General features: G+C 53.3%; 11 protein-coding genes. 7 read left to right on the plus strand and 4 right to left on the minus strand.

Annotated features, from left to right (window positions below; translation table 11 throughout):
• The first annotated feature begins 121 nt into the window (after window positions 1–121).
• The gene (locus AC6I8W_RS03915) at window positions 122–1,279 is read left to right on the plus strand and encodes a CdaR family transcriptional regulator (protein ID WP_497837065.1); all 1,158 of its coding nucleotides are present in this window, start codon (window positions 122–124) and stop codon (window positions 1,277–1,279) included.
• A complete protein-coding gene (locus AC6I8W_RS03920; RefSeq protein ID WP_497837066.1) occupies window positions 1,266–1,505 on the plus strand; it encodes a hypothetical protein in 240 nt (79 codons plus the stop codon). Before AC6I8W_RS03915 ends, AC6I8W_RS03920 begins: the two co-directional genes overlap by 14 nt.
• 26 nt (window positions 1,506–1,531) lie before the next feature.
• Here the strand turns inward: AC6I8W_RS03920 and AC6I8W_RS03925 are convergent, their stop codons facing one another.
• The 4 genes from AC6I8W_RS03925 to map form a co-directional block, all read right to left on the minus strand.
• Complete coding sequence (locus tag AC6I8W_RS03925) at window positions 1,532–1,921, minus strand: DUF3461 family protein (protein WP_480368476.1); 390 nt, start codon at window positions 1,919–1,921, stop codon at window positions 1,532–1,534.
• Between the two features lie 273 nt (window positions 1,922–2,194).
• Window positions 2,195–3,019 carry a 2,3,4,5-tetrahydropyridine-2,6-dicarboxylate N-succinyltransferase gene (gene dapD / locus AC6I8W_RS03930; RefSeq protein ID WP_480368478.1) on the minus strand — a complete coding sequence of 275 codons (825 nt, stop codon included), beginning with the start codon at window positions 3,017–3,019 and terminating at the stop codon, window positions 2,195–2,197.
• A gap of 161 nt (window positions 3,020–3,180) precedes the next feature.
• Window positions 3,181–5,835, minus strand: coding sequence for a bifunctional uridylyltransferase/uridylyl-removing protein GlnD (gene glnD, locus AC6I8W_RS03935; RefSeq protein WP_497838099.1), 2,655 nt, complete (start codon window positions 5,833–5,835; stop codon window positions 3,181–3,183).
• Between the two features lie 69 nt (window positions 5,836–5,904).
• Entirely contained in the window at window positions 5,905–6,699 is a 795-nt protein-coding gene (map, locus tag AC6I8W_RS03940) for a type I methionyl aminopeptidase (RefSeq protein WP_497837067.1), read from the minus strand.
• A 314-nt stretch (window positions 6,700–7,013) separates the two neighbouring features.
• Between map and rpsB the strand changes: the two genes are divergently transcribed.
• The 5 genes from rpsB (at window position 7,014) to ispC (ending at window position 11,819) form a co-directional block, all read left to right on the plus strand.
• On the plus strand, window positions 7,014–7,739 hold the full coding sequence (gene rpsB / locus AC6I8W_RS03945) for a 30S ribosomal protein S2 (protein ID WP_013507942.1): 726 nt from the start codon (window positions 7,014–7,016) through the stop codon (window positions 7,737–7,739).
• A 182-nt stretch (window positions 7,740–7,921) separates the two neighbouring features.
• Window positions 7,922–8,773, plus strand: a complete 852-nt coding sequence (gene tsf, locus AC6I8W_RS03950; RefSeq protein ID WP_480368483.1) for a translation elongation factor Ts — start codon at window positions 7,922–7,924, stop codon at window positions 8,771–8,773.
• Window positions 8,774–8,931: 158 nt separating this feature from the next.
• Entirely contained in the window at window positions 8,932–9,657 is a 726-nt protein-coding gene (pyrH, locus tag AC6I8W_RS03955) for a UMP kinase (protein WP_480368485.1), read from the plus strand.
• 143 nt (window positions 9,658–9,800) lie between these two features.
• Window positions 9,801–10,358, plus strand: a complete 558-nt coding sequence (gene frr / locus AC6I8W_RS03960) for a ribosome recycling factor (protein ID WP_497837068.1) — start codon at window positions 9,801–9,803, stop codon at window positions 10,356–10,358.
• 258 nt (window positions 10,359–10,616) lie between these two features.
• The gene (gene ispC, locus AC6I8W_RS03965; protein ID WP_497837069.1) at window positions 10,617–11,819 is read left to right on the plus strand and encodes a 1-deoxy-D-xylulose-5-phosphate reductoisomerase; all 1,203 of its coding nucleotides are present in this window, start codon (window positions 10,617–10,619) and stop codon (window positions 11,817–11,819) included.
• Window positions 11,820–11,922: the final 103 nt, after the last annotated feature.

An 11,922-nucleotide genomic window follows, 5' to 3' on the forward strand; every position in this document is an offset into this window, starting at 1 on the left:
CTTGCAGATGTGACCTCCCCCGCAATTCCCGCAATCTCTATCCGGCTATGTGCAGTTGCACAATGCCAGCCGTTAGGCGGGCGCGTATTCTGTCCACAGTTCCTTTTATCTGGAGTGATTAATGGCCACCTATCATCTTGATGCGCGATTGGCTCAGGACATTGTTGCCCGCACCATGAAAATTATTGACAGCAATGTCAACGTGATGGATGCCCGTGGCCGCATTATTGGCAGTGGCGACCGCGAGCGTATTGGCGAATTGCACGAAGGTGCGTTGCTGGTGCTGTCGCAGGGTCGGGTTGTGGACATCGATGAAGCGGTGGCTAAGCATTTGCATGGCGTACGGCCCGGCATCAATCTGCCGCTGCGTATTGATGGTGAAATCGTTGGCGTTATTGGTCTGACCGGACAACCGGTGGCGCTGCGCCATTACGGCGAGCTGGTGTGTATGACGGCAGAAATGATGCTGGAACAGGCTCGCTTGTTGCATATGTTGGCTCAGGACAGCCGCCTGCGTGAGGAGCTGGTTCTGAACCTGGTACGCACTGAGTCGCTGTCACCGGCGTTGAGCGAATGGGCGCAGCGACTGGGTATCGACCTCAATCAACCGAGAGTGGTCGCGGTGGTGGAGGTGGATAGTGGTCAGCTTGGTGTCGACAGTGCCATGTCTGAATTACAGCAGCTGCAAACGCTGCTGACCACCCCTGAGCGCGATAACCTGATTGCCATTGTCTCGCTGACCGAAATGGTGGTACTCAAGCCAGCGCTGAATGCCCATGGTCGTTATGATCAGGATGATCATCGTCGTCGGGTTGAACAGTTACTGCATCGAATGAAGGAGAGCGGGCATTTGCGCATGCGCATCGCATTGGGTAACTATTTTACCGGCCCCGGTAGCATTGCGCGTTCCTACCGTACCGCCCGCACCACCATGATGGTTGGTAAGCAGCGCATGCCGGAACAACGTAGCTATTTTTATCAGGATCTGGTGTTGCCGGTGTTACTTGATAGTTTACGTGGTGGCTGGCAAGCCAATGAGCTGGCCCGACCGCTGGCGAAATTGAAGAATATGGATAGCAACGGCTTGCTGCGACGCACCTTGATCGCCTGGTTTAGCCATAACGTACAACCGAGCGCAACGGCGCGCGCGCTGTTTATCCATCGTAATACGCTGGAATATCGTCTGAACCGCATCTCTGAACTCACCGGGTTGAATTTGGGCAATTTTGACGATCGCCTGTTACTGTATGTGGCATTGCAACTGGATGAGCAGAGTTGATGAAATCGACGGGCGCTATTTTGCTAGCCGTGTGGTGGATGCATTGTTGCTACTGCGGAATGCACCGGGCTGGCAATCTGGGGATGAACAAGGGGTGCAGCAGACACGCTGGCAAACCCGGATTGGCGAGACTATCTGGACGCCGTTAACCGGTGCAGTGTGGCAGGCGCAGCGCGATACCTGGTTGCTTTCTTTGCCTTACGCGCAGAAAAAAGGCCAGCAATAGCTGGCCTTAGCAAAGCGGGGGAGAAATTAACGACCGTTGCGAGTCAGTTTATCGAGGTCTGATTCAATTTCAGCGATCTTATTAGACACAACGTTTTCCAGATGACGCAGATCGGCAAGGATTTTGCGTTTCAGATCGACTTCAACCTGATCACGCTGGCAAATCTGATCCAGCTCATCAATTACATAACGCAGGTTAGGGCTGATTTCCTGAACTTCTTTATAACCCTGGCTGCTATCGGCAACCACGGTTTTGCGCTGACGTGGGTATTTGAACTTCACGCTTTTCGCGAAAAACTCACCTTTATCTTTGCGGAAATAGATTTTCAGGATGTCGTTATTGGCTTCCTGACGCAGGCTGTAGCGGTCAATGTCTTCAGGGGTGCTGATACCTAAGCTTTTCAGGTTGTCGTACATAGCTTTATATTCCATCGAAAGTGGGTGAGCGCGCAGGACTATCATCATTCAGGATGCGGCTAAAACGCAGCAACCAGCTTAAATAACTGTAGACAAAAATCGGGATGAATTTTGCGCGGCCTGAGTTAACTGGCGCGGATTATGACCTGTTTGAAAAATAAACGCACTTGTTAATTCGCGGTGAGAAACAGGTTGTTTGATGGGCAGTGTAAAGAAAAAATTACGGGCCTGATTACAGGCCCGTCGGATTAGTTAATTTAAGGCAAATTCGTCTTAGTCGATGGTGCGCAGCAATTCGTTGATACCGACTTTACCACGCGTTTTCGCATCAACTTTCTTCACGATGACCGCGCAGTACAGGCTGTAGCTGCCGTCTTTAGAAGGCAGGTTACCTGAAACCACGACTGAACCCGCCGGTACACGACCGTAATGAACTTCACCGGTTTCGCGGTCATAAATTTTGGTGCTCTGGCCGATGTAGACGCCCATTGAGATCACGGCACCTTCTTCCACGATCACGCCTTCAACGATTTCAGAGCGCGCACCGATAAAGCAGTTGTCTTCAATAATGGTCGGGTTAGCCTGCAACGGCTCCAACACGCCACCGATGCCGACGCCACCAGACAGGTGAACGTTTTTACCGATCTGGGCACAGGAACCGACGGTTGCCCAGGTATCGACCATCGTACCCTCGTCAACATAGGCACCGATGTTGACGTAAGAAGGCATCAACACGGTGTTGCGTGCGATAAATGCACCCTGACGCACCGCTGCCGGGGGAACGACGCGGAAACCTTCTTTTTTGAAGCGCGCTTCATCCCAGTTAGCGAATTTCATTGGGACTTTGTCGTAGAAACGGGTTTCTGCACCTTCCATCACCTGGTTGTCATTGATGCGGAACGACAGCAGCACTGCTTTCTTCAGCCACTGATGCGTTACCCACTCTCCGTTGATCTTTTCAGACACGCGCAGTTCACCGCTGTCCAGCAGACCGATGACCTGGTTGATGGCTTCACGAGTGACGCTGTCCACGCTGGTCGGCGTGATATCGGCACGGCGCTCAAAGGCAGATTCAATAACGCTCTGTAACTGTTGCATGATGATTTCCTGAGTCTTTCATACTAAATGGATTTAAGGCACATTCCGTAGCGGCGCGATTTATCGCGCGGGTTTAACAAACCTTGAACATGCCTGAAAACAGCGCGATAAATCGCGCCGCTACAAATTCGTGCAAGCACGCGGTAATAAATCGATTGCGGTCACACTTTATCGTTTGGATTAAGGGCCTCTGTCAACCGTTGTTGCAATACATTGCGCATTTCGGCATCAAGCGCGCGTCGCTCGCTGTTCGCGAGGATGAAAAGATCCTCAACCCGCTCGCCAATTGTACTGATACGTGCGCCATGAAGCGAGACGCCTAAATCTGCAAATACTTCACCGACGCGTGCCAGCAGGCCCGGTTGATCGAGGGCGATCAATTCCAGATAGCTGCGGCGATCGGTATGCGTGGGCAGAAAGCTGACTTCGGTCTCCACGCTGAAGTGCTTCAGACGTGATGACTGACGGCGTGCACGCGGCGGTACCCATTGGGTTTGCGTGATGGCCTGCTCCAGCGCCTGAATGATCATCGGATGGCGATCGGCCGCCAGTGGGCTGCCATCCGGCTCCAGCACAATAAAGGTATCCATTGCCATGCCGTCGCGGCTGGTGAAGATCTGCGCGTCGTGCACGCTGAGGTTGCGGCGATCGAGTTCACCCGCCACGGCAGCAAACAGATACGGACGATCGGGACTCCAGATAAAAATCTCCGTGCCACCACGCGTCGCCTGCGGGCTGACCAGCACCAGCGGTTTGCTCAAATCGTGATTGATCAGATGTCGCGCATGCCATGCCAGCTGATTGGGGGTGTGGCGCAGGAAATAGTCGGAACGACAACGGCTCCAGATATGTTGTAGTCGCTCCTCGTCGAGATTCTCCATACGCAGCAACGCCAGCGCCTGTAGCCGATGATGGCGGACGCGTTCGCGCAGATCCGGGCTGTTTTCCATGCCGCGACGCAACTGTTTTTCCGTGGCGAAAAACAGCTCACGCAGCAGGCTTTGCTTCCAGCTGTTCCACAAGCTTTCGTTGGTGGCGCAGATGTCAGATACCGTTAAGCACGCCAGGTAGCGCAGGCGGTTCTCATTTTGCATCACTTCAGCGAATTGCTGAATGACGGTCGGATCCTGAATATCACGGCGCTGAGCGGTGACGGACATCAACAGGTGATGGCGCACCAGCCAGGCAACCAGCTGGGTCTCCCGCGAATTGAGGCCATGTAGTTCGGCGAAATCGAGCGCATCCTGGGCACCCAGAATTGAGTGATCGCCACCGCGTCCTTTGGCGATGTCATGCAATAGCGCCGCCATCAGCAACAGTTCCGGCTGCGGTAGACGCGGCCATAACTCCACACACAGCGGATGCATCGGGCGTGTCGCTTCGTCAGCAAAGCTCTCCAGTTTCTGCAACACGCGAATGGTGTGTTCATCTACCGTGTAGGCATGGAACAGGTCGAACTGCATCTGACCGACAATATTGCCCCACAGCGGCGTATAAGCCCACAGTACGCTGTGGCGGTGCATCGGCACCAGCGCACGGCTCACCGCGCCGGGATGGCGCAGAATCGCCATAAAAGTCTGACGTGCTTCCGCAATCTGGCACAGCGGTTGTTTCAGATGACGGCGGGCGAAACGCAACTGGCGTAAGGTGGTGGAATAAATACCTTTGATGTTTTCGTTGCGCACCATCACGTAAAACATGCGCATAATCGCCTGCGGTTCGCGTTCGAATAACGTCGGGTCACGCAGGTCGATCAGCTCACCGCGTAGCTGGAAGTCGTCATCAATATTACGCGGCTTCTCAGTGGCAGAAAGCCCGAGGATCGCTTCATCAAACAATTGCAGCAGCATCTGGTTAAGCTCGCCAATGCGGCGCGTGACGCGGTAAAAATCTTTCATCATGCGCTCAACCGGCTCGTTACCTTCACCGAGATAGTTGAGACGCTGTGCGACATTTAGCTGGCGATCAAACAGCAGCCGGTTATCGTAACGTGTCAGGGTCAGATGGAGCGCGAAGCGGATACGCCAGAGAAACTCCTGACATTCGTTAAGTTCATTGCGCTCGGCTTCGGTGAGAAAGCCAAAACCGACCATTTCGTCGAGGGTGGTGGCGCCAAAGTGACGGCGCGCGACCCATTGCAGCGTATGAATATCCCGTAGACCGCCGGGGCTGCTTTTGATATCCGGTTCCAGGTTGTAGCTGGTGCCGTGGTAGCGCTTATGGCGTTCCTGCTGCTCTTCAATTTTGGCAGCAAAGAAGCGCGACGACGGCCAGAAGCCATCGCTGAAGATGTTCTTTTGCAACTCAAGAAATAACGCGACATCACCGGTGAGCATGCGCGATTCAATCAGGTTGGTGGCGACGGTAAGGTCCGATAACCCTTCCAACAGACACTCTTCCAGCGTACGCACGCTGTGACCGACTTCCAGCTTGAGATCCCACATCAGCGTCAGTAACTCGCTGGTACGCTGAGCGGCCTGCTCGTCCAGCGGACGACGGCTGAGGATCAGCACATCAATGTCTGAAAGCGGGTGCAGCTCGCCACGGCCATAACCACCCACCGCCAGCAGGGCGATCTCTTTCATCTGGTCAAAGCCGAAGAAACGCCATAAGCGGCGCAACAACCGATCGATAAACAGGGTGCGCGCATCAATCAGGGATTCGACATCAGTACCGGCGTCAAACGCTACCCCCATATGCTGCTGGAATTGTTCGAGATAGAGTTTGAGTTTCTCGCGGGTCAGGGCTTCATCAGGCCAGCCAGCGGGGGAATCAGTCAGGCCCTTGTGTACTGCTTCGGTCACGCTACCACTCATCGACATCGTCTCTTCTTCACGCCATAAAAAAGCCGACTCAAGGTCGGCCTGGTACTATTCGAGAGAGATTTACGCGACGGTTTCCAGCACCGCTGGGATGGTGTCGTCTTCACGTAGCGTCAGAATCTCACAGCCGTTCTCCGTCACCACAATAGTATGCTCGTACTGCGCGGACAAGCTGCGATCTTTGGTTTTCACGGTCCAGCCATCCTTCATAGTACGGATGCGGTAATCACCGGCGTTGACCATTGGCTCGACGGTGAAGGTCATGCCTGCCTGCAACACCACGCCACCGTCATCAGCGTCGTAATGCAGCACCTGCGGCTCTTCGTGGAAACCTTTGCCAATGCCGTGGCCGCAATACTCGCGCACCACAGAGAAATCCTGTGCTTCAACGTACTTCTGAATCGCACGTCCCAGCTCACGCAGGCGGATGCCAGGTTTCACCAGACGCAGCGCCAGATACAGGCTTTCCTGGGTGACGCGGCACAGACGCTCGCCCTGGATGGTGGGTTTGCCGACGATGAACATTTTTGAGGTATCGCCGTGGTAGTCATCTTTAATGACGGTGACATCAATGTTAACCACATCGCCGTCTTTCAGCAGGCGATCATCGCTGGGGATACCGTGGCACACCACTTCATTGATGGAGATGCACACCGATTTCGGAAAACCGTGGTAGCCGAGACACGCGGAGATCGCTTGCTGTTTATTGGTGATGTGCTCGTGGCACAGGCGGTCCAGTTCGCCGGTGGAAATGCCCGGCACCACGTGCGGTGCGATCATTTCCAGCACCTCAGCTGCCAGGCGGCCAGCAACACGCATTTTTTCGATTTCTTCAGGGGTTTTTATTGAAATAGCCATTAAATTAATCCGCGACTGTCGAAAATTTCGACAATAATTGAGTTCTGTGCAGTCATGTTAGCAGCAGGCATTTGGGCTGCCAAATCGGGAAGCGTCAAGCCATTTTCTGCTAACGACTATTGGCGTATTCCTGCGCATTGTGGTATAAAGCGCGCCGACGATTCTCTGTCAGCCTCCGGGTGGCAGGAAACGCATAAATCTCATTATGTGTACTAAAACACACATGTATCGACACATACGCCGGGGTGCCTCGTAAGAGGTCGGTTGTATGGGATACATGGAGGCCCAACCCCAATCAAACTTTAGAGGTAATCATGGCAACTGTTTCCATGCGCGACATGCTCAAGGCTGGTGTTCACTTCGGTCACCAGACCCGTTACTGGAACCCGAAAATGAAGCCGTTCATCTTCGGTGCGCGTAACAAAGTTCACATCATCAACCTTGAGAAAACTGTACCGATGTTCAACGAAGCCCTGGCTGAGCTGAACAAAATTTCTTCCCGTAAAGGTAAGATCCTGTTCGTCGGTACTAAGCGCGCTGCTGCCGAAGCGGTAAAAGAGTCTGCACTGAGCTGCGACCAGTTCTTCGTTAACCACCGCTGGTTGGGTGGCATGCTGACTAACTGGAAAACTGTTCGTCAGTCTATCAAACGCCTGAAAGATCTGGAAACTCAGTCTCAGGACGGTACTTTCGACAAACTGACCAAAAAAGAAGCGCTGATGCGCGCTCGTGAACTGGCCAAGCTGGAAAACAGCCTGGGCGGTATCAAAGATATGGGCGGTCTGCCGGATGCACTGTTCGTTGTTGATGCTGACCACGAGCACATTGCAATCAAAGAAGCAAACAACCTGGGTATTCCGGTATTTGCTATCGTTGATACCAACTCTGATCCGGACGGCGTTGATTTCGTTATCCCGGGTAACGACGATGCAATCCGTGCTGTAAGCCTGTACCTGACTGCCGTTGCCACTACCGTGCGCGAAGGCCGTTCTCAGGATCTGGCTGAGCAAGCTGAAGACGCGTCTTTAGAGAACGCCTGATAAGGTCTGCTCTTTCACAGAGCCCTTAGACATCAGATGTAATCTGTTAAGGGGGCCGCGCAGGCCCCTTTATTATATCCAAGTCTGTCACGCTTCCGCTAAAGCGAGCGGGGCAGAGTAAATTTTCCGCAACAAGTTTCTGGCAGTGTGCAAGCACTGAGAAACGAATCGAGGATTCTGGAATGGCTGAAATTACCGCTGCACTGGTAAAAGAACTGCGCGAGCGTACTGCCGCTGGCATGATGGACTGCAAAAAAGCGCTGACTGAAGCGAATGGCGATATCGAACTGGCCATCGAAAACATGCGTAAGTCTGGCGCAATCAAAGCAGCGAAAAAAGCGGGTAACGTGGCTGCTGACGGCGTGATCAAAACCAAGATCGCTGACGGTTATGCCGTGATTCTGGAAGTTAACTGCCAGACTGACTTCGTCGCCAAAGATGCTGGTTTCCAGGCATTTGCTGACAAAGTGATCGATGCTGCTACCGCTGGCAAAGTGACTGACGTTGAAGTTCTGAAAGCACAGTTCGAAGAAGAGCGTGTGGCACTGGTTGCAAAAATCGGTGAGAACATCAACATCCGTCGTGTTGCTATTCTGGAAGGCGCAGAGCTGGGCAGCTACCTGCACGGCGCACGTATCGGCGTTGTGGTTTCTACCAAAGGCGCAGACGAAGAGCTGATCAAGCAGGTTGCGATGCACGTTGCAGCAAGCAAGCCTGAATTCGTGAAGCCGGAAGACGTGTCTGAAGACGTGGTAGCGAAAGAGTACCAGGTTCAGCTGGACATCGCCATGCAGTCTGGTAAGCCGAAAGAAATCGCAGAGAAAATGGTTGAAGGCCGTATGAAGAAATTCACCGGTGAAGTTTCTCTGACTGGTCAGGCTTTCGTTATCGACCCGAGCAAAACCGTTGGCCAGGCGCTGAAAGAGAAAGGCGCTGACGTCATCAACTTTATCCGCTTCGAAGTGGGTGAAGGCATCGAGAAAGTTGAGACTGACTTCGCAGCAGAAGTTGCTGCCATGTCCAAACAGTCTTAATGGCTCCGAAAGAACCGCCAAAGGGCGGTTCTTTTTTGCCTGCGTTTTAGCGTGGGCCTATTTTCAGTCACTTCCCAATAGCTTTTCTCTCTTGCTAAGCGGATGATTGATCAGATTTAACTTCTCCTTTTCATCATATCTTCCAGGAAGAATTGACCATGGCGACCAACGCAAAACCTGTATATCAACGTATCCTGCTAAAACTGAGTGGCGAAGCACTGCAAGGTGCCGAAGGTTTTGGTATTGACGCGAGTGTGCTTGACCGTATGGCGCAAGAGGTGAAAGAGCTGGTTGAACTGGGTATCCAGGTGGGTGTGGTTATTGGTGGCGGTAACCTGTTCCGTGGTGCGGGACTGGCACAGGCCGGTATGAACCGTGTGGTCGGTGACCATATGGGTATGCTGGCAACCGTGATGAACGGCCTGGCGATGCGCGATGCGCTGCACCGTGCTTATGTCAATGCACGTTTGATGTCAGCGATTCCGCTGAACGGCGTCTGTGATAACTACAGCTGGGCAGAGGCGATCAGCCTGCTGCGTAATAACCGCGTGGTTATCTTCGCTGCCGGTACTGGCAACCCGTTCTTCACCACTGACTCTGCGGCCTGTCTGCGTGGCATCGAAATCGAAGCTGATGTGGTGTTGAAAGCAACCAAAGTCGATGGCGTTTACTCGGCTGATCCGGTGAAAGACCCGGATGCTACGTTGTATGAACAGCTGACGTATGCCGAAGTGCTGGATAAAGAGCTGAAAGTGATGGATCTGGCGGCCTTTACACTGGCGCGCGACCATCAGTTGCCGATCCGCGTCTTCAATATGAACAAACCTGGCGCTCTGCGTCGCGTCGTGATGGGTGAAAAAGAAGGTACCCTGATTACGCATTAATACCCGACGCAAGATAAAATAGGGTATATTCTGTTGGCGCGATGCTTGGGCGTCGCGCGCTATTCAGGATGATCGATGATTATCGATACCGCTTCCGGTTCGCCCGGAAATGGCCAGGTCAAACCGAATCCAAGGGTTTCAACGTGATTAACGAAATTAAAAAAGATGCTGAAACGCGCATGGACAAATGCGTGGAAGCATTCAAAAACACCATCAGCAAAGTGCGTACTGGTCGCGCTTCGCCCTCTCTGCTCGACGGCATTGTTGTTGAATATTACGGCACGCCGACGCCACTGCGTCAGCTGGCCAGTGTTACGGTAGAAGATTCACGCACGCTGAAAATCAACGTCTTCGATCGTTCTATGGGGCCGGCGGTTGAGAAAGCGATCATGGCATCTGATCTGGGTCTGAACCCCAGCTCTGCCGGTAGCGACATTCGTGTTCCGCTGCCAGCGTTGACCGAAGAACGCCGTAAAGATCTGATTAAAATCGTCCGTGGTGAAGCGGAGCAGGGTCGTGTTTCCGTCCGTAACGTACGTCGTGACGCGAATGACAAGATCAAAGCGCTGCTGAAAGACAAAGAGATCAGTGAAGACGACGAACGTCGCACGCAGGACGAGATTCAGAAAATGACCGATGTACGCATCAAAAACGTTGATGCGGCACTGGCTGAGAAAGAAAAGGAACTGATGGAGTTCTGATTCCATCGTTATCTTATATACCCTAAATAATTCGGATTGCAGGAAGGCGGCAAGGGAATGAACCCACAGGAGCTTACATAAGTAAGTGACTGAGGTGAATGAGCGCAGCCACGTACCTGCAATTTGAAGTATGACGGGTATAAACGCCGTCAAGAGAAGTATTCTTCCGGAATGCACGCTCTTGCGGCGTTTTATTTTGGTCCTGAGGAAGAGGGGAGGGTTCTGCCTGTCTTCTTCTGCGTACACACGGAAAGCGTCATGAAGCGATTAACTCTGCTGGGTTCCACTGGCTCGATCGGCACCAGTACACTGGCGGTAGTGCGGGAAAATCCTGAGCAATATCAGGTGACAGCGTTGGTGGCTGGTCAGAATGTGTCCCTGATGGCCGAGCAATGCCAGCAGTTTCAGCCGCGTTATGCGGCAATGGCGGATGAAGTGTCCGCACAAGCGCTGCGTGAGCGACTGAGAGCACTCAAGATCAACACCGAAGTGCTCTCCGGCGTTCAGGCTGCCTGTGAACTGGCCGCGCTCGATGATGTCGATCAGGTGATGGCGGCGATTGTCGGCGCATCGGGTCTGCTACCGACGCTGGCGGCGATTCGTGCCGGGAAAACCGTGCTATTGGCCAATAAAGAATCGCTTGTCACATGCGGCCGTCTGTTTATGGAGGCGGTACAACATCATCAGGCCCAACTGCTGCCGGTCGATAGCGAGCACAACGCCATTTTTCAGAGTTTACCGGCTTCCATACAGCATCAGTTGGGGTACGCTGATCTGCGAGAGAACGGCATTGAGTCGATTATCCTCACGGGATCAGGTGGCCCTTTTCGTGACACACCATTAGCCGAGTTGGCTGGTATGTCGCCAGATCAGGCATGTGCGCATCCGAACTGGTCAATGGGGCGAAAAATCTCCGTTGATTCGGCCACCATGATGAATAAAGGTCTTGAATACATTGAAGCCCGCTGGCTGTTTAACGCCACCGATGCGCAGATGGAGGTGATCCTGCATCCGCAGTCGGTGATCCATTCGATGGTGCGTTATTGTGATGGTAGCGTGCTGGCGCAACTGGGATCGCCGGATATGCGAACCCCGATTGCCCACAGCATGGCATGGCCAGCACGTATTCCTGCCGGTGTCACACCGCTCGACTTCACACGAATGAAAGCGCTGACTTTCGCTGAACCGGACTACGCGCGCTATCCCTGCCTGAAGCTGGCGATTGACGCCTGTGCCACTGGCCAGGCCGCCACCACGACGCTGAATGCAGCTAACGAAGTGGCGGTGGCCGCCTTTCTGCAGCATCAGATCCGCTTTACCGATATCGCTGTGCTTAACAGCGAAGTATTGGCATCGCTGAGCTGTGGTGAACCCGAGAGCGTTGAAGCGGTGATGGAGATCGATCGGTTAGCGCGGGTGTGTGCCAATGAAATGTTGCCACGCTTGCGTATAGCAGGTTGATTGTTCCCGCTATTTGTTAGCTCATGGGGAAAATGGTATAGTCGCTCGCTCGTGTTTCACAGCTTGGTATTGTTTCAATGCCAGCCGACCCGAAGGTCGGTAT

The sequence above is a fragment of the Pantoea sp. X-Soil-TKNS-1211 genome, assembly GCF_059730495.1.

Excerpts from the sequence above, each read along its gene's own strand:
- AC6I8W_RS03915 (WP_497837065.1), top strand. The coding sequence starts at position 122 with ATGGCCACCTATCATCTTGATGCGCGATTGGCTCAGGACATTGTTGCC.
- pyrH (WP_480368485.1), top strand. The coding sequence starts at position 8,932 with ATGGCGACCAACGCAAAACCTGTATATCAACGTATCCTGCTAAAACTG.
- map (WP_497837067.1), bottom strand. The coding sequence starts at position 6,699 with ATGGCTATTTCAATAAAAACCCCTGAAGAAATCGAAAAAATGCGTGTT.
- glnD (WP_497838099.1), bottom strand. The coding sequence starts at position 5,835 with ATGAGTGGTAGCGTGACCGAAGCAGTACACAAGGGCCTGACTGATTCC.
- dapD (WP_480368478.1), bottom strand. The coding sequence starts at position 3,019 with ATGCAACAGTTACAGAGCGTTATTGAATCTGCCTTTGAGCGCCGTGCC.
- AC6I8W_RS03925 (WP_480368476.1), bottom strand. The coding sequence starts at position 1,921 with ATGTACGACAACCTGAAAAGCTTAGGTATCAGCACCCCTGAAGACATT.
- ispC (WP_497837069.1), top strand. The coding sequence starts at position 10,617 with ATGAAGCGATTAACTCTGCTGGGTTCCACTGGCTCGATCGGCACCAGT.
- tsf (WP_480368483.1), top strand. The coding sequence starts at position 7,922 with ATGGCTGAAATTACCGCTGCACTGGTAAAAGAACTGCGCGAGCGTACT.
- rpsB (WP_013507942.1), top strand. The coding sequence starts at position 7,014 with ATGGCAACTGTTTCCATGCGCGACATGCTCAAGGCTGGTGTTCACTTC.
- AC6I8W_RS03920 (WP_497837066.1), top strand. The coding sequence starts at position 1,266 with ATGAGCAGAGTTGATGAAATCGACGGGCGCTATTTTGCTAGCCGTGTG.